Raw genomic sequence first — 20,731 nt, 5'->3', positions numbered from 1 at the left:
CCCGGTCAACCTTGGAATCGAAGGCCCGCCAACCGGCGGGCTTTTTTATTGTTTGCTGATCGCGTAGCGGACGAAATCGACGCCGCGTTCGAGCACTTCGGTCGGCATCAGATGGCTGACCGAGGCTCCTTCCAGCGTAACGCCGGTATCGAGCCGGATACCAGCCACACTCGGGACGATCAATGAACAGTCGTCACCGTCATGGAGCAGGAAGACGGGGACCACGGCGTTGGTTTGGCCCGGCGCCGCCGGGCGGGCGAGACGGCCGGGTTCGATTAGTTCTTCGTACCACTGCAGATCGGCCGCCAGCGCGCCGCCGGGAATGCTTTGCAGTCCAACCATGACACCGAGTCTCGGCGCGCCAAGGGAGGTCGAGGCGATCAGACAGGGCGATTGGCGGCGGGCACCCTTGCGGTCAGCCGGGCGGATGGCCTTGCCATCGACGAGCAGCCAGTTTTCACCGGGGACATTCAGTTTCTTGACGGCCGTCGGCATCGTCGACACGCGGTCGAATCCGAACATGGCCGTACGCTGATGGGCCAGGGTTGCGCTGCCGACATCGAGCGATCCGCTTTGCACGATCATTTCGCCGGTAAACGCGGCATAGGCAAATTCGGCGCCGAAGGCGAGTTCGATTTCACCGATTTCCGTGCTGCGGTGTTGGCCATGCGATTCAAGGCTGGCTTCGATGTCGCGCAGCAGGCGGATACAGGCCGCCGGTGACAGTTCGCGGCCAAGTTTCAGGGCTTCGGGCGATTCGCCTTCCTTGAGCGCGGCAATGCGCTGGGCGATCTTGCGGGTCACCCGGGGAACTTCGAGCCAGCGCGGAATGCCTTCCGGCAAGCTGCTGCCAAATAGCGGTTCGAGATCGACGGAGTGGCCTCTCGGGTCATCGTCCGGCATGGTCTGGAAACCGGCCAGTTCGCGCCAGCGGCTCAGCGCCCGGTTGGCGACGGCGAGCTGCGCGGCCGACAGGCGATACGGGTCGATCAGGCGCAGCATGAATGCCCAGGCCAGATGGCCGGCAATGGTGGTGTCGACCAGATGCGGGAAGTCGGGATCGGGCAGCGAATGGCGCGACACCCCATCTCTTTCGGCCTGGTCGAGGATGGCGAAGAGTATTTGATCGAGCAGGGCCGGGCATTCCCGGGCGGCCAGGAAATGGCAGTATTCCGCCATCCGGATGGCACAGGCTGCCCGGTGCAGCAGTTTGCCTTTTTCGGCCGGGGCAAAATGTGGCGCCAGGCGCAGATAGGAAGTACCGAGACGCAGCCAGAGGCGCTGGGCAACCTCGAATGCGCGCTGGTCGTCGTCGAGCATGGGCAGTGCCTTGCGCACGTAACGCGGCTCCATCGCATCCTGGGCCGGTACGGCGGCTGTCCGCAGCAGGTCGAGCAATTCGACGGCTAGGCTTGGCGGGACCGTCGATGCCTCGATCGCTTCGATCTGCAGGCTGATGGCGGCCAGCATGTGCATTGGCTGGGCTTGCGGCTGGCTGGCCAGCCAGGTTTTTTCCGATGCCAGGTCGTGAAAGGCCAAGGCGATGTTCTTGCGCGGTTCGGGCAATGTTAACCAATGCATGGTCGCTCCTTCCGGAGTAAGCTTGAACGATGAGCGGATTTGAACATTATGATCGCGAATTGCGGGATCTTGATAGCGAGATTCACCGGTACGCTGCTGTTTGTCGCGTCGATCTGGCCAATCGCCACGAAATTGATGCCTGTTTGCGCAATCATCACGAAAACTGGGTCGACGACAAGGCGCGTGAGTCCTTGCAGGGCTTGCTGATCCTCCGCATCAAGCTGGAGGCCGAGATGATAGCCCTTGGATTTTCGCCGCCACCACTGGTTCCGCCTTTGTCAGAAGAGACTAGCGAACGCTGATCGCAGTGACCGGGCAAGGTGCGACGCAGGCACCGCAGCCGGTGCATTTGTCGGATTCGATCTCAGGCAACGGGCTGCCGCCCACTCGCGGCGTGAAGCGAATGGCGCGGGCTTCGCAGAAGTCGCCGCAGACGCGGCATTCGACGCCCTGACGGGGCAAACAGTCTTCGCCGATGGTTGCCTTGTAGGGCCAGGCAGCTTGTTCGGGTTGGCGAAGCAAAGCCTTGGGTTGGCAACTGGTGACACAGTCGCCGCAGAAGGTGCATTCGCCGAGGCTGAAATCAACGGTTGGATAACCGCCGTCACCGACGACGAGAATCCGTGTCGGGCAGGCTTTGAGGCAGTCATTGCAGCGCGTGCAACGGTCGATGAATTCTGCTTCCGGGAGCGCCCAGGGCGGGCGAATTTCGGCCCTGGGACGCGGTCGACCGCGGAAAAAACCACGGCGGGAAAGGTCGACCATGTTGGCCTGGCCTACTTGCCAGCCTTCATCTTCTCGATGCCGCTACGCAGCATCTGGTCAACTTCAGAACCCGGCTCGACTTGTGACAGCAGCGGCTCCCAGTAGGACAGCCCCTTCTTGTTGTCGCCGGCCTCCATGGCGGCAGCGCCGGCCAGGAACATGCTGTGGGCGTGCTTCGGATCAACTTTCAGCGCCTGTTCGATGAGCTGGAGGGCCTTGCCATTGATCCCCTTGCCGTTGGCCATGGCGACCGCTTCGGCATAGCTGGCGAGCTGGTCTGGATCGTCGTTGATGGCTTTCTCGGCCTTGGCGAAGGCCTGAACGGCTTCGTCGTAGCGGCCCATCGATTTGTAGGAACGGGCGAGCATGAGCCAGCCCGGCATGTTGTCCGGGTTGGCTTTGAGCTTTTCGGCCAGGCTGGAGACCATTTCATTGATCTTTTCCGGCGTCATCTCCTGCGGCGCGGCGGTTTGCACCGGGTCGAGCGCCTTCGGATTGCCGAGGATGCCGTAGCCGAGCAGGCCGAGAATGGGCAGCAGGAGCAGGATGGCGATGGCCATCTTGCGGCTCGGCCCATGCATGGCTTGGGGGGCACCGTCAGCGGTGGTCGGCTCGACTTCTTCGAGCAGGCGGCGTTGCAGCTCATGTCTGGCTTGCTCGAAATCGGCCTCGGCGAGCGATCCTTCGGCTTTTTCACGGGCCAGTTCGGCCAATTGGTCGCGGAAGATGGCGAGGTTGGCTTCCTTGCGGTCGGCCTTGCTGGTGGTGCGCAGGCCGAGCCACAGCGGCGGCAGGATGAAAGCGGAGACCACGACGATCAAGAGGACGGCAAATAGGGCGAACTGATTCATTTCTGGTCGATTTCCTTGAGCATCGCGTCGGCGCGACTGGTCTCGTCAGCCGACAGCGGCTGGTCTTCGGCATTGATGCGGGTGGCGCGACGGCGCAGGTAACGCTGCAGGATAAACAGGCCGAGCAGCATGAGGGCGACCGGGCCACCCCAGAGGAGCAGCGTGATGCCCTTGACCGGCGGGCGGTAGAGGACGAAATCGCCATAGCGGGTGACCATGAAATCGACGATTTCCTTGTCGGTCTTGCCGTCCTTGATCATGGTGCGAACTTCGCGGCGCAGGTCCTGTGCCAGCTCGGCGTTGGAGTCGGCAATGGTCTGGTTCTGGCAAACCAGGCAGCGCAACTCTTCAGACAGCTTCTGCAGACGCTTTTCGGCCACCGGATCGGCGGCTGTGGCGGCTTCGGTGGCCGCGTCGGCAAATGCCACGGTCGACCCGAAAAAAGAGCCAAAAATGAAAAGGGCAATCAGGAGGTGACGCTTCATTTGTTCAGCTCGGCAAGCAGCGGCATGATCTTCTGGGCCAGCACATCCGGCGAAATCGGCCCGGTGTGCTTCATGCGGATGATCCCGGTCTTGTCGATGACGTAGGTTTCCGGCACGCCATAGACGCCGTAGTCGATGCCGACGCGGCCGTCGATGTCCATCACCGTCAGCGTGTAGGGGTTGCCATGCTGGGCCAGCCACTGGTTGGCGCGCTGGAAGGCCAGCTTCTTTTCCTCATCAGCCGGCATCTTGCTCATGTCGAAATTGCCGTCGCCACGCACTTCCTTGTAGTTGAGACCGATCAGCGGCACGTTGGCGTTCTTCGAAAACTCGACGAGCACCGGGTGCTCGGCACGGCAGGAGACGCACCACGAGGACCAGACGTTGAACAGCCAGACCTTGCCCTGCATGTCCTTGGGACCAAGGGTCTTGTCCGGCGTGGCCAGAACGTTGAGGCTGAAAGACGGTGCCGGCTTGCCGACCAGCGGCGAGGGGACGTCGCGCGGGTTGAGCCCTAGTCCGACGGCAAGCAGGGCGACGAGAGCGGCGAAAGCGCCGAGGATCCAGTAATAACGGTTCATGCGTGTTGGCTTCCAGCCGGGGTTTGAACAGCAGACGAGGCGCGGGACTTGGCGCGGTAACGGCGATCAAGCATGGCCAGCAGGCCGCCCAGTGCCATCAGTACACAGCCGCCCCAGATCCAGTCGACAAAGGGTTTGTAATAAACGCGGACGGCCCATTCGCCTTCCGGCTTGTCACGATTGATCGGTTCGCCGAGCGAGACATAGACATCGCGCAGGAATCCGGCGTCGATGGCCGCTTCGGTCATCGGCATGCCGGACGACGCGTAGTTGCGTTTTTCCGGTTGCATTTTCAGGCGAAATTTCCCGTCGACCGTGAGATCGAAGTCGCCCTGCGCCGCCACGTAGTTCGGCCCCTGTATTTCCTTGACGCCATTGAACTTGAAGCTGTAGCCGGCGACATCGACGGTATCGCCGGGCGCCATCTTGACGTCTTTTTCATCCTGGAAGCTGCTGACCATGGTCACGCCGACGACGAAAACGGCGATCCCGAAGTGGGCGACGCACATGCCGACAAAGCTGCGCGGCTGCTTGAATGCTGCGCTCAGGAAAGACTGGCCAGCCCGCGTGTGCTGGACGCGCTGGACGAAGGCAGTCAGCGTCGTAAAGGTGACCCAGGCGGCGAGCAGGATGCCGAGCGCGGTCAGCGCGCTCCACTGGCCATATACCAGCGGCAGCGCGATGGCGACGATGGCGGCGGCGACCATCGCCCAGCGTACGGTGCGGGCGATTTCCGGGATCGATGCATCCTTCCAGCGGGCGAAGGGGGCGACGCCCATGAGGAACAGCACCGGCGCCATGACCGGCACGAAGACGGCATTGAAGTACGGTGGCCCGACCGAAATCTTGCCGACGCCGAGCGCGTCGATAAGCAGCGGGTAGAGCGTGCCGAGCAGCACGGTGGCGCAGGCGACGACAAGCAGCACGTTGTTGGTGAGCAGGAACGATTCGCGCGACACCAGGCTAAAGCGGCCGCCCAAGCCGACCTTCGGGGCGCGCCAGGCGAACAGGGCGAGCGAGGTGCCGATGACGGCGACCAGGAATATCAGGATGAAAATGCCGCGTCGCGGGTCGGTGGCGAAGGCATGGACCGAGGTCAGCACGCCGGAACGAACGAGGAAGGTGCCGAGCAGCGATAGCGAAAAGGCCGAGATCGCCAGGAGGACCGTCCAGTTCTTGAAACTGCCGCGCTTTTCGGTGGCCGCCAGCGAATGGATCAGCGCCGTGCCAACCAGCCAGGGCATGAACGAGGCATTCTCGACCGGATCCCAGAACCACCAGCCGCCCCAGCCCAGTTCGTAATAAGCCCACCACGAGCCCATGGCGATGCCCAGGGTCAGGAAGCACCAGGCCGCCATCGTCCACGGCCGCGACCAACGCGCCCAGGCGGCGTCCAACTGGCCCGAGAGCAGTGCCGCGATGGCGAAGGCGAAAGCGACTGAGAAGCCGACGTAGCCCATGTAGAGCAGCGGCGGGTGGATGACCAGCCCGAAGTCCTGGAGCAGCGGGTTAAGGTCGCGTCCTTCGGCCGCTGCCGGTAGCAGGCGCTCGAACGGGCTGGAAGTGATCAGGATGAACAGCACGAACCCAAAGGCAACCAGACCGAGCGTGCCGAGCACGCGGGCCACCATCGCTTCCGGCAATTGCTTCGACAGCATGGCGACGCCAAAGGCCCACCAGGTCAGCATCAGCATCCACAGCAATAGCGAACCCTCATGGCCGCCCCAGACGGCGGCAACGCGATATTGCAGTGGCAGCAGCGAATTGGAGTGCTGGGCCACATAGACCACGGAGAAGTCGTTGGTCACGAAAGCCTGCGTCAGGCAGGCGAATGAGAAAGTGACGAGCAGCGCCATGGCCGAAGCGGCCGGCCGGGCGACGGCAACCCAGGCCATGCGGTTCTGGTGGGCGCCGATCAGCGGCAGGGTGCCAAGGATCAGCGCGACCAGTGCCGCGAGAATGAGGGCGAAATGGCCGAGTTCAGGAATCATGCTCAGTAGCTCGCTTTCGGCTTGTCGCCAGAAGAAGACGGGGAAACATGCTTGCCGGCGGCGCGGGCCTGGGCGTCGTCGACAGCCTTGGCGGCTTCCGGCGGCATGTAGTTTTCATCGTGCTTGGCCAGCACTTCGGTAGCCATGAAATTGCCGTCGGCAGTCAGCTTGCCCTGGGCAACAGCGCCTTTACCTTCCTTGAACAGGTCGGGGAGGATGCCCTTGTAGTGCACCGGAATGTCTTTTTCAGTATCGGTGACGACGAACTGGATGGTCACACCATCAGCCTGGCGTTGAATGCTGCCTTCCTTTACCAAGCCGCCGATGCGGAACAGTTTGTCCTTGGGTGCTTTGCCGGCAGCCACTTCGGTCGGCGTGATGTAGAGCGCGATATTGCTGTTCAGGGCGTTCAAGACCAGCGCGGCGATGATGCCGATGATGGCCAGCGCGCCGCCGATCAGGGCGAGTTTCTTGTGACGGGATTTCATTCAGCGGTGTTCCTAGTTTCGGCGCGCAACTGGCGCTTGAGGCGGGCGATGGTGCTCTTTCGATTGCGGGCAACGACGATCGGTTCAATCGCCATGATCAAAACGGTGGCGCCGAACGAACCCCAGACATAAAAACCGTAGCCGCCCATGGCGATGAAGTCGGAAAAACTGGCCCAGTGGATCATTTTTTGTCTCCTGCCTTGCCCAGCAATTCGGCCTTGACCCAGTCGGTGTGGCGTTCGCGCTCAAGCATGATGGTCCGCACGCGCATCAGTGCGATGGCAATCGAGTACATCCAGAAGCACATGGCCATGAGCAGCATGCCCCAGAGCATCGTGGTCGCCATCGACGACTTGGCGAGATTGACGCTGGAACCCTGGTGCAGGGTATTCCACCACTTGACCGAGAAATAGATGATCGGAATATTGACGACGCCGACCAGGAGCAACAGGCTACCGGCCTTGTCGGCCCGGCGCGCATCATCGATGGCGGCGGTCAGGGCCATGTAGCCGATGTAGAGGAAAAGCAGGATCAATTCGGAAGTCAGCCGGGCATCCCAGACCCACCAGGCGCCCCACATCGGCTTGCCCCACAGGGCACCGGTCAGTAGCGACAGGAAGGCCATGAGCGCGCCGGTGGGGGCCAGGGCCTGCGCCATCATGCCCGACAACCGGGTGTTGAAAGCCAGTCCGATGGCTGCCCAGCCGGCCATGACGAGGTAGATGAACATCGACATCCAGGAGGCCGGGACGTGGATGAAGATGATCCGATAGCCCTCGCCCTGCTGGAAGTCGGTCGGCGCGACGAGCATGCCGAGCCATAGCCCGGCGAGGCCGAAGACGACCGAAACAGCGACGAAATAGGGAATCAGCGCGCCAGCGAAAGGATAAAACGTGGCCGGCGACGCGAAGCGGTAGAGATTGAAGCGATCTTTCATTCGAGGGCGATCTTCAAGGCAGCGGCCGATGCCCAGGGGGCAAAGCCAAGTGAGGCAAAGGTAAGTGCAGCGAGCAGTGACAGGTGACCTTCTCCCCCGAGCCCGGTCACCGTCGCATCCACTGCGCCAGCGCCGAATATTAGCACTGGAATATATAGCGGCAGAACCAGTAGCGAGAGCAGCACGCCGCCGCCACGCAGGCCAAGGGTCAGTGCCGCACCGATGGCGCCGATGCCTGACAGCGCCGGGGTGCCGATCAGGATGGCGAAGGTGAGGACGACGAGCGCGTCGGTGGATAGGTCGAACTGAACGCCGAGCACCGGTGCGATCAGTGCCAGCGGCAGCCCCGAGACCAGCCAGTGAGCAATCACTTTTCCGGTAACGACCAGCCCGAGAGGGTGCGGGGCCAGAGCCAGTTGTTCTAGTGTGCCATCGCGATGGTCGTCGGCGAACAGGCGGGGCAGAGAGAGCATGGTAGCGAGCAGGGCAGCTACCCACAGCACGCCGGGCGCCAGTTTGCGCAGCAGGTCAGGCTCGGGCCCGATGCCGAGCGGGAAAAGGCTGACGACAATGACGAAGAAGAAAACAGCAGAGACGATATCGGCCTGGCGTCGCATGGCCAGTTTGAGATCGCGGCTGATGACTGCCGTAATGATTTTGAACATCAGCGCATCACCCTCAACCGAGCCGCAATTCGCGCACGGTTCCGGCCGGAATATTGACCAGTTGATGCGTCGTCATGACAGCCAGGCCACCGCGTTGCAGGTGGCCGGAAATGATGCTCGCCAGCCAGTCGACCGCGGCAACGTCGAGGGCGACAAAAGGTTCGTCGAGTATCCACAGTGGCCGTTTTTCCTTTACCAGGCGGGCCAGTGCGACCCGTCTTTTCTGACCCTGCGACAGATATTTGCAGGCGAGGTCTTCGCGGCCGGCCAGGCCGACTTGCTCCAGCGCATCGATGGCATCACCTTCGGACAAGTCCTCGTCGGCCAGCCGGGCGGCGGCGAGCAGATTTTCCAGTGGAGTCAGCTCTTCCTTGATGGCGTTCAGGTGGCCAAGGTAGCAAAGGTCGGCACGGAATTCGTCGGACTTGATCGATTCACCCTTCCAGCGGATTTCACCGGTTTCCGGTGGCAACAGGCCGATCAGCATGCGTAGCAGGCTGGTTTTTCCAGCGCCGTTTTTTCCCTGCAGGTAAAGCAGTTCCCCGGCCTCCAGCTTGAAGCCGAGGCCTGCGAACAGGCGGCGCTCGCCGCGCACGCATTCCAAATTGTCAGCTTCAAGCATCAGGGGGAAAACCGAAAGAAATCAGGCACAAATTATGGACGCGCAAGTTTAACGGCAGATTAACGGGAATCAAATAAACGCCAACAAGAAAAACGGGGGCCGCAGCCCCCGTCGATTCTCTGGAGCGGTTGTTATTTCTTTTCAAATGGCGTCGGACGCGGCGTCGCGTCGGATGACGGCGGCAGGATCGGCATCTTGAAGTTCGGCTGGTCGCCGGTCAGGGTCTTCAGGAAGGCGACGACCTTGGCGTTTTCTTCCGGCGTGAACTTCTTGCCGAGCTGGATGCGGGCCATGGTGTCAACTGCTTCCGGCAACGTGTTGGCTGCGCCGTCGTGGAAGTACGGATAGGTCATTTCAACGTTGCGCAGGGTAGGTACCTTGAAGTTGAAACGGTCGGCATCCTTGCCGGTCACGGCAGAGCGACCCTCGGCCGGGCTGGATGCCTTGTAGGCTTCGACCAGACCCATCTTCTGGAAGGAATTGCCGCCGACTGCCGGGCCGTTATGGCAGGCGACGCAACCGGCGTCCTTGAACAGCTGGTAGCCAGCCAGTTCATTCTTGGTGATGGCCTTCTTGTTACCCTTCAGGTATTTGTCAAAGCGTGAATTCGGGGTGACCAGGGTTTCCTCGAAGGCGGCGATGGCCTTGGTGACTTTTTCGATATCGACTGTCTCGGAGCCGAAGGCCTTCTTGAATTCAGCCACGTAGCCAGGAATGGTTTGCAGCATGCTGACGGCCAGCGTATGGGTGAAGCCCATTTCACCCGGATTGGCGATCGGGCCACCTGCCTGGGCCTTGAGGTCGGCGGCGCGGCCATCCCAGAACTGGGCGACGTTGAGGCTGGAATTCAGCACGGTCGGCGCATTGATCGGGCCTTCCTGCCAGTTGTGGCCAATCGAGGTCTTGATGTTGTCGGTGCCGCCCATCGACAGGTTGTGGCACGAGTTGCAGGAGATGAAGCCGGATTTGGAGAGGCGCGGATCGAAATAGAGCTTCTTGCCCAGCTCGACGAGGGCCGGGTTGGTGACCTTGGCCGGGGCGATCGGCTGGATCGGTTCATTGCTGGCTGCCATGACAGACTGGCTGAAGATGGCTCCGGAAAGTAGTGCAATGGCGACGGACAGTGTGGTGCGTTTCATCGTTTATCTCCCTTGGTGAAAAAGCATCGATGGTCGATTCTCCCCTTCCGCCTTGTGCTAATATTGATCCAAGTCAATGATTTTTATGGGTTTTGGTTATAGCGGCTATAGTTAGTCCCTATAGCTGGAAGGGGCATGAGCCCTCGTGTGTGAAATGGAGATCAGCAATGACCTTAACCGAGTTGCGCTATATCGTCGCTTTGGCTCAAGAGGGTAATTTCAGCCGGGCGGCGGAGCACTGTTCGGTCAGTCAGCCGACGCTGAGTGTGGCGATTGCCCGCCTGGAGGACGAGTTTGGCGTGCAATTGTTTGAGCGCGGCAAGGGTTTTGTCAGCCCGAGTGCGGTTGGCGCCAAGGTCGTCGAGCAGGCGAAGCGGGCGCTTGGCGAGGCCGAGAAAGTCCGGCAGGTGGCCATGCTTGGCCGCGATCAGCTGGAGGGGCCATTGCGGCTCGGGGTAATTCACACCATCGGTCCCTATCTGCTGCCACAACTCATTCATTCCCTGAAAGTGGTGGCGCCGGCCATGCCGCTCGCCATCGAGGAGAACATGACGGCTACCCTGGCCGACATGCTGCATGACAACGAAGTTGACGTCGTCATCATTGCACTGCCCTTCGACGTGCCGGGCGTGTTGACCCGGGCTATCTATGATGAATCCTTCAAGGTGGTCGTGCCGCGCGGTCATCCGTGGGAAAGCCGGGAATGGATTGCGCCTGAGGACGTGGCCGGCGATGAGGTGCTGTTGTTGAAGGCCGGGAACTGCTTCCGCGATCAGGTACTGGGCGCCTGTCCTCAGGTCAGCAGCCCGGAAACCGACGTCCGGCTCGGTCACTCGATCGGCACCATCCGCTGCATGGTGGCGTCCGGCCTCGGGGTTTCAGTGTTGCCGGACGGTGCGCTGGGTCATCCTTACAGCAACGACATGATCAGCGTCATTCCTTTCAAGGAACCCGCCCCGGCCCGCCGGGTAGCCCTGGCCTGGCGGCCGGGATTCGTGCGGCCGAAGGCAATCGAGGCGCTGCTTGATGCGGTGCGGGGACTCCGTTCGCCAGCCTATCGCTTGCTGGTCTGAGTGTTCATCAGCACTTCGGCCTGAATGTGCTGGATGCACTCTGTCAGGCTGGCATTCTGCTGCTCGAATTCCAGTTTCAATGCCTCGATGGCGCGGCTGTCGCCGCTGTCGTGACAGCGGCGCAATTGGCTGCCGATGTCGTGCAGCTTCTTGTGCAGGTCTTCGATCATTCGGAACGCGTCGGCACTGGCATAGCGCTGACCGTCCTGGCTGTAATACCAGCGACCAAAACGGCATTGATGTTGGTCGAGTTCAGGAGGGCGGATGGCCCCCGTCGTGTCGTCGAGGTAGGCATACAGGGATTTTTTCCAGCGGCTGTGGTCGACGTCGGCGATCAGCATGGGCAAATCCTCGTGCGACCATTTGAAGGCCGTGGCCAGACCCCATAGTTCATCCGGTTTGAATTGCCGGATCCATTCCGGCAAAAGCGCTGCCGGCATCGGGTGGGCGATTCCGAAGCCTTGCGCCATGTCGCAGCCGAGAAGCAGCAGGACGAGTCCGTGCTCGACGGTTTCCACCCCTTCGGCGATGACCTGCCGGCGGAAAGCCTGGGTCAGCCCGATGACACCTTCGACGATGGCCAGATCGTCGGCGTCGTCGAGCATGTTGCGGATGAAGGATTGGTCGATCTTGAGCACGTCGGCCGGTAGCTGGCGGAAGTAGGTCAGCGACGAATAGCCGGTGCCAAAATCGTCGAGGGCGAAGCTGACGCCAAGGCGCCGGCATTCGCCGAACAGTTCGGCGACGTTGGCCATGTCTTCAAGCGCAGCGGTTTCGAGCACTTCGAGCTCAATCAGGCCGGGCGCCAGATTCGGGTGGGCCGCGAGCAATTCGGCCAGTCGCCGCGAGAACCCCTCGTGCTGCAGGTGTTTGCCCGAAATGTTGATGCTGACCGGCAGATCGACACCCTGGGCGTGCCAGTCTTCCATCTGCCGAAGGGCTTCCCGGATGACCCAGTCGCCGACTTCAATATCCAGTTCGCTGTCTTCGATGATGGGCAGGAAACGGGCTGGCAGGAGCAGGCCATCGGTCGGGTGTTGCCAGCGGATCAGCGCTTCGGCGCCGGTTACGCTGCCCTTGCGCATGTTGACCTTGGGCTGGAAGTAAAGCTCGAATTCGCCCTTGGCGAGGCCTTCCCGAATGCGCACGATTTCTTCGCGGCGAATGCGGGTGCGGCGGTCGTTTTCCGGGTCGAACAGGTGATGGCGATTGCGGCCACCCTGCTTGGCCGCGTACATCGCCTGGTCGGCATGGCGGAGCAAGGTGTCGGCGTCCGAGCCATCATGCGGATAGAGAGTGACGCCGATACTCGCCGAAATCGAAATGGCGTGTTCGGAGACGCGGAAGGGCTGGTTCAGTGCACTGATGATGCGGGCGACGGCGTAGTCGCATTCGTGCAGGTCTTCAAGATTGGAGACGAGCAGTACGAACTCGTCGCCACCCAGTCGCGACACCGTGTCGCCGGCCCGGACGCAGGTTTTCAGGCGCTGGGCGACTTCGATGAGCAGGAAATCGCCGGCCGAGTGGCCGAAGCGGTCGTTGATCGGTTTGAAATTGTCGAGATCGAGGTAGCAGATGGCCAGCATCTTCCCGCTGCGCTCGGTTTGCGCCATGGCGAGCTGGAGGCGGTCGCCGAGCAGCATGCGGTTGGGCAACTGGGTCAGCGCATCGTAATGGGCGAGGTGCTCGAGGCGTTGCTGGTGCTGCTTGATGACCGTGATGTCGGAAAAAATGGCGACGAAATTGGCAATCTCGCCGTTCCGGTTGCGGACGGTTGAGATGGTCAGCAGCTCGACGAATATTTCACCGGATTTTTTGCGATTCCATATCTCGCCTCGCCAATAGCCGTCTTCGGCGATTTTTTTCCACATTTCAGCGTAAAAGGCCGGATCGTGATGCCCTGACTTGAGCAAATCCGGCGTCTGGCCAATGGCCTCCTCGCGGGGATAGCCGGTCAATTCGGTGAAGGTTGAATTAACCTCGACGATGCGCCCTTTCGGGTCGGTGATCATGATCCCTTCGTGCGCATTGTCGAAGACGCTGGCGGCGAGTTGCTGGCGCTCTTCGGCGATCAGCCGCTCGGTGATGTCCTGCGACGTACTGATCAGGGCCGGACGGCCATTCCAGTAGCCATGCGTGATGCGCGTCTCGATCATGGTCTGCTCGCCATTGGCGTGCAGGATGGGCAGTGGGCAGCTGAAGCGGCGACCGGCGACAACGTCGATCATTTGCTCGTTGGCAATTTTTTGCAGATTTTTCGGGTGGACCGTGGCAATCAGCTTGCCGATCAGGGCGTTCCCCTCATAGCCGAGGCCTTCGGTTACGGAGCGGTTGTAGTGCAGGATGTGGCCGTCCTCATCGAGGATGAAAATGAAATCCTTCAGGGCATCGAACAGGCCGCTCAGATTCTGTTGCAGGCGGCGGGCTTCTTCTTGCGCGTCGAGCTGCAGCAGGGTTTGGCTGAAGTGCGTGCCGAGCATCTCCAGCGAGCGCAGCGTCGAGGCGAGAACGCCGGTGGCCCGGCGACTGCCCAGCGTTATGCAGGCGACCGGCTGATCGGCCAGCATGATGGGTAAGGCGGCCAGGCAGCCCAAGCCTTCGCCGCGGATCGCTTCGCTGTCAAGAATGCTGGGGTCGGCGCAGTGGTCGCTCGGTTCCTGGCAGTTGCAAATTGTGCCGCCGTCCATTGCGAAGCGGGCGAACGGGGTGTTGGCGTCGAGCCGCGTGACTTTGGCAACAAAGTCGCCGGAAACGCCGGCGTGGGCGATTAGCTGATAACTGCCATCGGGCTGTCGCCAGTGGAGGCAGCCGGAGTCAAGATCGGGAAAACGCAGTGTAGCCTGCAGCAGGACTTGAAACACGGCGTCGCGTGGCTGGCCGGACGCCACTGCTTGCGCCAGATCGTGCTCGATTTCGAGGCGCAACTCGGCATTCTTGCGCTCGGAAATATCGATCGCTGAAGCGACGACGGCCGGACGGCCGAAGTATCTTGAACTATGCAGCCGGATTTCGACCGGGAAGATGCGGCCTTCGCTATGCCGGGCGAGAACTTCGAAGGTTTGCGGCGTGCCGGCCAGTGCGCTGGCGATGTGCCGATTGATGGTCGGCACATCGGTCAGTCCCGGCTGGGTAAACACAGCGGGACTCAGACCGATCAACTGTTCGCGCGGTACCCCGGATATCTGCTCGGCACCGGCGTTCACGTCGAGAAAGGTGCCATCCTCGGACTGAATGAACAATGCTTCGCTGACACTATTGAAAATGCCACGAAAGGTTTCCAGGCTTTTGTCCAGCTCATGTGAGCGGTGCTGGTGGGCAATGAGCAGGGCGGCCAATTGGCAGGCCTGCATCAGGCAGCCCAGGTCTTCTTCGCGCGGCTGGCTTGGCAGGCGGTGATAGGCAGCGAAGGTGCCGAGCAACAAGCCATCCGGCCCGATGATCGGGTCAGACCAGCAGGCGGCAATTTCATTTTCCCGGGCGAGATCGTGATAGGCCGCACATAGCGGGTTTTCGAACACATTTTCGACAATGACCCGCTGCCTCAGCGCCGCTGCCATACCGCAGGAGCTGGTGCTTTCGCCGATCGGCATGCCGTCGATGGCGGCGCTATAGGCTGCTGGCAGGCTGGGCGCTGCGCCGACGCGGAGGTGTTCCCCGGTTTCGTCGCAGAGCATGATCGAGCAGCGCCAGTTCGGCATCTCGGCCTCAACCGACATGACGAGCAATTCGAGGGCGCGGGGCAGCGTTTCTCCGCTGATCATCCCGGCCAGCGCGGCATTGCGCAGGCGCATCGCTTCTTCGGCGCGCATCCGCCCGGATATGTCGCGGGCAAAGCCGACGGTGCCAAGCAAGGTGCCATCGTCGCCAACGACCGGCGCCTTGTAGGTCTCGTGCCAGATGCTCTGGTGCTTGACCATGATCGGTTCGACGACGACCTTGTTTTTCCGGGTGGCCATGACTTCGCCGTCGTCGGCACGGAAATGCTCTGCCATGTCGGGCGGCCAGAAATCCAGATCGGTCTTGCCGACGATGGCGCTGGTATTGGGCTGGTTGACCGCTTCGGCAAAGCTGCGGTTGGTGGTCAGGAAGCGCGATTCCGTATCCTTGAGCCAGACAAGGAAGGGAAAGTTGTCGAGCAGGGCGCGCTGGTAGCGTTCGTTGCGGGCGGTTTCTTCAAGGATTCGCTCGCGCGAACGCAGCTTCAATTGTTGCTCGCTCAGCGCGCTATCAATCTGGCCGAGGTGGAGCGGACTCATCAGCGTGTGCTCGGAGAGCAGGCCGACAAGAGCGCCGTTCTCGTCGACAACCGCCAGATGCCGGATGTCACGTTCGAGCATCTGCTGCGCCGCTTCAGCCAACGGCCGGTCGGCCCGGATGCAGATGGCGGGCTGGGTCATGACCGCACCGAGGCTGGGGTTGTTCTGGGTGTCGAGAAAGAAGCGAACAACGTCATGTTCGGTGACGATGCCCAGCGGCCGCCGGCCATCGACGACGAAGACGCAACTGACACTGACGGCTTCCATGGCGAGCAGGGCATCCTCGAGGCTGGCATCGGCCGGCAGTCTGGGGAAGGTGCGCTCCATCAGCGTATCGGCACTGTTCAGCTGAAGGAAAAAGTCAGGGCCGAGATGTTTGCGAAAATCAGATTCGCTGACGACGCCGAGTGGCAATCCCGCCTCGTCGGTAACTACGATACGGCGAATGCCGAGATTGGCGGCTTCCCGGTAGGCTTGCTGGAAGGGCATGTCGGCCGGCACGCTGTGTACCGGGCTGCTCATGGTCTCGCTCGCGGTTTGGTCCGGCGAGCGATGTTGACGCATGACGCGCACGATGTCGCGCTCGGTGATGATGCCGAGAATGGCGCCCTGGTCGACGACGATAACTGACGAGATCTTCGATTCCAGCATGCGTGACGCTACGTCGCGGAGCCTCATGCCGGGTTCGACGCGATCACTTTGGGTGGATATCAGCTCGACGATCTTGGTCGCGCGTTTTCTTTTCATTGTCTGATTCTAGAACGATTCCTTGCTGTTGCGCGTTGATGGCGGTCAATCAGCCGGGCCAATCGGGTGTGGAAGCGCGGTTTCCACCATGGATTGATACTGACCATCCAATTCTCATTCGCGGTTTCCTCCAAGGCCCAGCCAGGCGTCCGAAGTGCCTTGATTTCAATCGATAAATCAGTGAGTCCCGCTCTGTGGCACACGCTTTGCGTAGTAGCCCGCCTACTTGGCAACAAAACCAACGGGGGACATACCAGTGACCGAGACCTTTTATGAAGTGCTGCGCCGCCAGGGGATAACCCGGCGCAGCTTTCTCAAATTCTGCAGCCTGACCGCCACATCGCTCGGGCTGGGCAGCGCCGCTGCGCCGCGCATCGCGCATGCGCTGGAAACCAAGGCCCGCACGCCGGTGATCTGGCTGCACGGCCTCGAATGTACCTGCTGCTCCGAATCCTTCATCCGCTCAGCGCATCCGCTGACCAAGGATGTCGTGCTTTCGATGCTCTCACTCGATTATGACGACACGCTGATGGCAGCCGCCGGTCACCAGGCCGAGGCGATCATCGAAGAGGTCAAGAAGAAGTACAAGGGCAATTACATCGTCGCCGTCGAAGGCAATCCGCCGCTCAACGAGGACGGCATGTTCTGCATTCACGGCGGCCGGCCGTTTGTTGAAGTGTTGAAAGAAACCTGCGCCGACGCCAAGGCGATCATTTCCTGGGGAGCCTGCGCTTCCTACGGCTGTGTGCAGGCTGCCAAACCGAACCCGACACGCGCGACGCCGGTGCATAAAGTCATTTCCGGCAAGCCGATCATCAACGTCCCGGGCTGCCCGCCGATTGCTGAGGTGATGACCGGCGTCGTCACCTACATGCTGACTTTCGACCGCATCCCCGAGCTCGACCGCCAGGGCCGGCCAAAGATGTTCTACGGCCAGCGCATCCACGACAAGTGCTATCGCCGCGGTCACTTTGACGCCGGTCAGTTCGCCGAAGCCTGGGACGACGAGGGTTCGCGCAAGGGCCACTGTCTGTACAAGATGGGCTGCAAGGGGCCGACGACTTACAACGCCTGTTCGTCGATGCGTTGGAACGGCGGCGTCAGCTGGCCGGTGCAGTCCGGCCACGGCTGTATCGGCTGTTCCGAGGAGGGCTTCTGGGACAAGGGCAGCTTCTATGACCGGGTGACCGACATCAAGGCATTCGGCGTCGAAGCGAATGCCGACACCATCGGCAAGGCTGCCGCCGGCACCGTCGGCGCCGCGATTGCTGCCCATGCCGCCGTCTCGGCGCTGGCTCGGGCGCGGAATTCGACTTCCCACGGTCAACCGGAAAAAGAGGGGGAAAAGTAAAAAATGGCTGCTTACGAAACTCAGGGCTTCAAGCTCGACAACTCCGGCAAGCGCGTCGTCGTTGACCCGGTCTGCCGCATCGAAGGCCACCTGCGGGTGGAAGTCAATCTCGACGACAAGAACGTCATCCGCAATGCCGTGTCCACGGGCACCATGTGGCGCGGTCTCGAAGTCATCCTCAAGGGCCGCGACCCGCGTGACGCCTGGGCCTTCACCGAGCGCATCTGCGGCGTCTGTACCGGCACCCACGCGTTGACTTCGGTGCGTGCCGTCGAGGATGCGCTGAATATCAAGATCCCGGAAAACGCCAACAGCATCCGCAACATCATGCAGCTCAACCTGCAGGTGCATGACCATCTGGTGCACTTCTACCATTTGCATGCGCTCGACTGGGTCGATGTTGTGTCGGCGCTGAAGGCCGACCCGAAAGCCACCTCGGCTCTGGCCCAGAGCATTTCCTCGTGGCCGCTGTCGTCGCCCGGTTATTTCCGCGACATCCAGAATCGCTTGAAGAAGTTCGTCGAATCCGGCCAGCTCGGCCCCTTCATGAACGGTTACTGGGGCAACCCGGCCTACAAGCTGCCGCCGGAAGCCAACCTGATGGCGGTGGCCCACTACTTGGAGGCCCTCGATTTCCAGAAGGAAATCGTCAAGGTGCACACCATTTTCGGCGGCAAGAACCCGCACCCGAACTGGCTGGTCGGCGGCGTGCCCTGCGCCATCAACATGGAAGGCACGGGGGCGGTCGGCGCCGTGAACATGGAGCGGCTCAATCTGGTCAAGAGCATCATCGACCGCTCAATCGAGTTCACCGAACAGGTCTACATTCCCGACCTGATCGCCATCGCCAAGTTCTACAAGGGCTGGCTGTATGGCGGTGGCCTGTCGTCGAAGAACGTCATGTCCTACGGCGACATCCCGGACAAGGCCAACGACTACTCGGCCGGCAACCTGATGCTGCCGCGCGGCGCCATCATCAACGGCGACCTGTCCAAGGTCCATGAGATTGACCTCAAGGACCCGGAACAGATTCAGGAATTCGTTGCCCACTCCTGGTACAAGTACCCGGACGAAACCAAGGGCCTGCACCCCTTCGACGGCGTCACCGAACCGAGCTTCGTGCTCGGCCCGAACACCAAGGGCACCAAGACCAACATCAAGGAGCTCGACGAAGGCGGCAAGTATTCGTGGATCAAGGCCCCGCGCTGGCGCGGCCACGCCATGGAAGTCGGCCCGCTGGCCCGCTACATCATCGGCTACGCCCAGGGCAACAAGGAGTTCAAGGACCCGGTCGACGCCCTGCTCAAGGAACTCGACGTCCCGGTCACCGCCCTGTTCTCGACCCTGGGCCGTACCGCGGCACGCGGTCTGGAATGCCAGTGGGCGGCGCACAAGATGTCCTATTTCTTCGACAAGCTGATGACCAACCTCAAGGCCGGTGACCTCAACACGGCGAACATCGAAAAGTGGGAGCCGAGCACCTGGCCGAAGGAAGCGATGGGCGCTGGTTTCACCGAAGCCCCGCGCGGTGCGCTCGGTCACTGGATCCGCATCAAGGACACCAAGATCGACAACTACCAGTGCGTCGTGCCGACCACTTGGAATGGCGGTCCGCGCGACCACAAGGGCCAGATCGGTGCCTTCGAGGCCTCGCTGATGGACACCCCGGTAGCCAAGGCCGACGAGCCGCTCGAAATCCTGCGCACGCTGCATTCCTTCGATCCCTGCCTGGCCTGCTCGACGCACGTGATGAGCCCGGATGGACAGGAAATGACGTCGGTCAAGGTCCGCTAAGCGGTCCGGAAAGGAGGCAATCATGCTCTCTCAACAGGACATGCTCGAGGCCGAACGGCACGGCAAACAAGTCCGTTCGATCTACGTCTATGAAGCCCCGGTGCGCCTCTGGCACTGGATTAACGCGCTGGCCATGGTGGTGCTGGCGGTAACCGGGTATTTCATCGGCAAACCCTTGCCGACGATGCCCGGCGAAGCGTCGGACAACTTCCTGATGGGCTACATCCGTTTCGCCCATTTCGCAGCGGCCTACATCTTTGCTGTCGGCCTGCTCGGGCGGGTCTATTGGGCCTTCGTCGGCAATCATCACGCCAAGCAGATCTTCAAGCTGCCGATCACCAATCCGCAATGGTGGAGCGAAGTCTTCTTCGAACTGCGCTGGTATCTGTTCCTCGAAAAGACGCCAAAGAAGTACGTCGGCCACAATCCGATGGCGCAGCTCATGATGTTCTTCTTCTTCACCATCCTCGCCGTCGGCATGTTGTTCACCGGCTTCGCGCTGTACAGCGAAGGCGCCGGGTTGGGCAGCTGGCAGGATACGCTGTTCGGCTGGGTCATTCCGGCCCTCGGCGGCTCGATGCAGGTGCACAACCTGCACCGGCTCGGCATGTGGATCATGATGACTTTCGTGCTGGTCCATGTCTATGCGGCGATCCGCGAGGACATCATGAGCCGGCAGAGCCTGATCTCGACCATGATTTCCGGCTGGCGGATGTTCAAGGACTGAAGCTTCAACTTGCGTTCGCCCCGGGTACGGCTGTACACCGGGGCACTTTTTCAGGTGGTGACAATGACTTCAAAACGCATACTGGTCCTCGGTATCGGCAACATCCTGTGGGCCGACGAAGGTTTCGGCGTGCGCTGTGTCGAAGCGCTCAACGCCGGCTGGGAATTTCCACCGCAGGTGACGGTCATGGACGGCGGCACGCAAGGTCTTTACCTGCTGCCCTACGTCCAGGAGGCCGATTGCCTGCTGGTATTCGATGCCGTCGATTACGGTGATGAGCCGGGCAGTTTGCGCGTTGTGGTCGGCGATCAGGTGCCACGCTTCATGGGCGTCAAGAAAATGAGTCTGCACCAGACCGGCTTTCAGGAAGTGCTCATGGCGGCCGAACTGACGCAAAAACTGCCGGCAGAACTCGTTCTCGTTGGCGTTCAGGCCGAGCAGCTGGAAGATTTCGGCGGCAGCCTGCGCGATATCGTCAAGGCGCAGATGGTGCCGGCCCTCAACATCGCGCTCGACTGGCTGGAAAAATGGGGCGCGGCCGGCCGGGTGCGTGACGGGCAGAGCGAAAGCATCACTGACAACGCGCTGGCGATGGATGTTTATGAATCCGAACGGCCGCCGGCGGAAGTCGCTTATCGCCTTGGTGACGCGCGTTTCCTGAATATGGAAAGCGTTTGA

Annotated in this window: 19 protein-coding genes; 6 read left to right on the top strand and 13 right to left on the bottom strand. The window is 61.4% G+C overall.

The features are described from left to right. Positions 1 to 45: 45 nt before the first annotated feature. Positions 46 to 1,581, bottom strand: a complete 1,536-nt coding sequence (locus tag WBK19_RS19045) for a cyclic-di-GMP receptor FimW-related protein (protein WP_511292583.1) — start codon at positions 1,579 to 1,581, stop codon at positions 46 to 48. A gap of 29 nt (positions 1,582 to 1,610) precedes the next feature. Here WBK19_RS19045 and WBK19_RS19040 point away from each other — a divergent pair, with 29 nt between their 5' ends. Beyond that, positions 1,611 to 1,883 (top strand): hypothetical protein, encoded by a 273-nt coding sequence (locus WBK19_RS19040; protein WP_511292581.1) that lies wholly within the window; start codon positions 1,611 to 1,613, stop codon positions 1,881 to 1,883. On the opposite strand, the gene napF is transcribed toward WBK19_RS19040, so the two are convergent. The 11 genes from napF to WBK19_RS18985 all read right to left on the bottom strand — a co-directional run bounded on the left by napF (position 1,870) and on the right by WBK19_RS18985 (position 10,105). Next, positions 1,870 to 2,346 carry a ferredoxin-type protein NapF gene (gene napF, locus WBK19_RS19035; RefSeq protein ID WP_511292579.1) on the bottom strand — a complete coding sequence of 159 codons (477 nt, stop codon included), beginning with the start codon at positions 2,344 to 2,346 and terminating at the stop codon, positions 1,870 to 1,872. The two genes, WBK19_RS19040 and napF, sit on opposite strands and share 14 nt — an antisense overlap. Positions 2,347 to 2,357: 11 nt before the next feature. Further along, positions 2,358 to 3,197, bottom strand: coding sequence for a c-type cytochrome biogenesis protein CcmI (ccmI, locus tag WBK19_RS19030; RefSeq protein WP_511292577.1), 840 nt, complete (start codon positions 3,195 to 3,197; stop codon positions 2,358 to 2,360). Next, positions 3,194 to 3,682, bottom strand: coding sequence for a cytochrome c-type biogenesis protein (locus WBK19_RS19025; RefSeq protein ID WP_511292575.1), 489 nt, complete (start codon positions 3,680 to 3,682; stop codon positions 3,194 to 3,196). Before WBK19_RS19025 ends, ccmI begins: the two co-directional genes overlap by 4 nt. Further along, positions 3,679 to 4,263: a DsbE family thiol:disulfide interchange protein gene (locus tag WBK19_RS19020; protein ID WP_511292573.1), complete on the bottom strand. Its 585-nt coding sequence runs from the start codon at positions 4,261 to 4,263 to the stop codon at positions 3,679 to 3,681. The genes WBK19_RS19025 and WBK19_RS19020 overlap by 4 nt, the downstream gene beginning before the upstream one ends. Further along, a complete protein-coding gene (locus WBK19_RS19015; RefSeq protein ID WP_511292571.1) occupies positions 4,260 to 6,254 on the bottom strand; it encodes a heme lyase CcmF/NrfE family subunit in 1,995 nt (664 codons plus the stop codon). Before WBK19_RS19015 ends, WBK19_RS19020 begins: the two co-directional genes overlap by 4 nt. Positions 6,255 to 6,256: 2 nt before the next feature. Continuing rightward, positions 6,257 to 6,742: a cytochrome c maturation protein CcmE gene (ccmE, locus tag WBK19_RS19010; protein ID WP_494646637.1), complete on the bottom strand. Its 486-nt coding sequence runs from the start codon at positions 6,740 to 6,742 to the stop codon at positions 6,257 to 6,259. Next, on the bottom strand, positions 6,739 to 6,927 hold the full coding sequence (gene ccmD / locus WBK19_RS19005; protein WP_511276593.1) for a heme exporter protein CcmD: 189 nt from the start codon (positions 6,925 to 6,927) through the stop codon (positions 6,739 to 6,741). Before ccmD ends, ccmE begins: the two co-directional genes overlap by 4 nt. Beyond that, positions 6,924 to 7,679, bottom strand: coding sequence for a heme ABC transporter permease CcmC (gene ccmC / locus WBK19_RS19000; protein ID WP_511292569.1), 756 nt, complete (start codon positions 7,677 to 7,679; stop codon positions 6,924 to 6,926). The genes ccmD and ccmC overlap by 4 nt, the downstream gene beginning before the upstream one ends. Beyond that, a complete protein-coding gene (ccmB, locus tag WBK19_RS18995; protein ID WP_511292567.1) occupies positions 7,676 to 8,344 on the bottom strand; it encodes a heme exporter protein CcmB in 669 nt (222 codons plus the stop codon). Before ccmB ends, ccmC begins: the two co-directional genes overlap by 4 nt. Before the next feature lie 13 nt (positions 8,345 to 8,357). Further along, positions 8,358 to 8,966: a cytochrome c biogenesis heme-transporting ATPase CcmA gene (ccmA, locus tag WBK19_RS18990; RefSeq protein WP_511292565.1), complete on the bottom strand. Its 609-nt coding sequence runs from the start codon at positions 8,964 to 8,966 to the stop codon at positions 8,358 to 8,360. 131 nt (positions 8,967 to 9,097) lie between these two features. Continuing rightward, complete coding sequence (locus WBK19_RS18985) at positions 9,098 to 10,105, bottom strand: cytochrome-c peroxidase (RefSeq protein ID WP_511292563.1); 1,008 nt, start codon at positions 10,103 to 10,105, stop codon at positions 9,098 to 9,100. A gap of 167 nt (positions 10,106 to 10,272) precedes the next feature. Between WBK19_RS18985 and WBK19_RS18980 the strand changes: the two genes are divergently transcribed. Further along, a complete protein-coding gene (locus WBK19_RS18980; protein WP_511292561.1) occupies positions 10,273 to 11,178 on the top strand; it encodes a hydrogen peroxide-inducible genes activator in 906 nt (301 codons plus the stop codon). Here the strand turns inward: WBK19_RS18980 and WBK19_RS18975 are convergent. Next, the gene (locus WBK19_RS18975; RefSeq protein ID WP_511292559.1) at positions 11,160 to 16,181 is read right to left on the bottom strand and encodes an EAL domain-containing protein; all 5,022 of its coding nucleotides are present in this window, start codon (positions 16,179 to 16,181) and stop codon (positions 11,160 to 11,162) included. The two genes, WBK19_RS18980 and WBK19_RS18975, sit on opposite strands and share 19 nt — an antisense overlap. A gap of 256 nt (positions 16,182 to 16,437) precedes the next feature. Between WBK19_RS18975 and WBK19_RS18970 the strand changes: the two genes are divergently transcribed. From WBK19_RS18970 to WBK19_RS18955, 4 genes are all read left to right on the top strand, one after another. After that, the gene (locus WBK19_RS18970) at positions 16,438 to 17,532 is read left to right on the top strand and encodes a hydrogenase small subunit (protein ID WP_511292557.1); all 1,095 of its coding nucleotides are present in this window, start codon (positions 16,438 to 16,440) and stop codon (positions 17,530 to 17,532) included. A 3-nt stretch (positions 17,533 to 17,535) separates the two neighbouring features. Beyond that, a complete protein-coding gene (locus WBK19_RS18965; protein WP_511292555.1) occupies positions 17,536 to 19,326 on the top strand; it encodes a nickel-dependent hydrogenase large subunit in 1,791 nt (596 codons plus the stop codon). A 22-nt stretch (positions 19,327 to 19,348) separates the two neighbouring features. Further along, positions 19,349 to 20,053, top strand: coding sequence for a Ni/Fe-hydrogenase, b-type cytochrome subunit (gene cybH, locus WBK19_RS18960; protein ID WP_494646647.1), 705 nt, complete (start codon positions 19,349 to 19,351; stop codon positions 20,051 to 20,053). Positions 20,054 to 20,116: 63 nt separating this feature from the next. Then, positions 20,117 to 20,731: a HyaD/HybD family hydrogenase maturation endopeptidase gene (locus WBK19_RS18955; protein ID WP_511292553.1), complete on the top strand. Its 615-nt coding sequence runs from the start codon at positions 20,117 to 20,119 to the stop codon at positions 20,729 to 20,731.

The sequence above is a fragment of the Azonexus sp. genome, from assembly GCF_049652925.1.
In the GTDB taxonomy this organism is placed as follows: domain Bacteria; phylum Pseudomonadota; class Gammaproteobacteria; order Burkholderiales; family Rhodocyclaceae; genus Azonexus.
The sequence above is the reverse complement of the archived record's forward strand: the minus strand, read 5'-3'. Positions and strand labels throughout refer to the sequence as shown.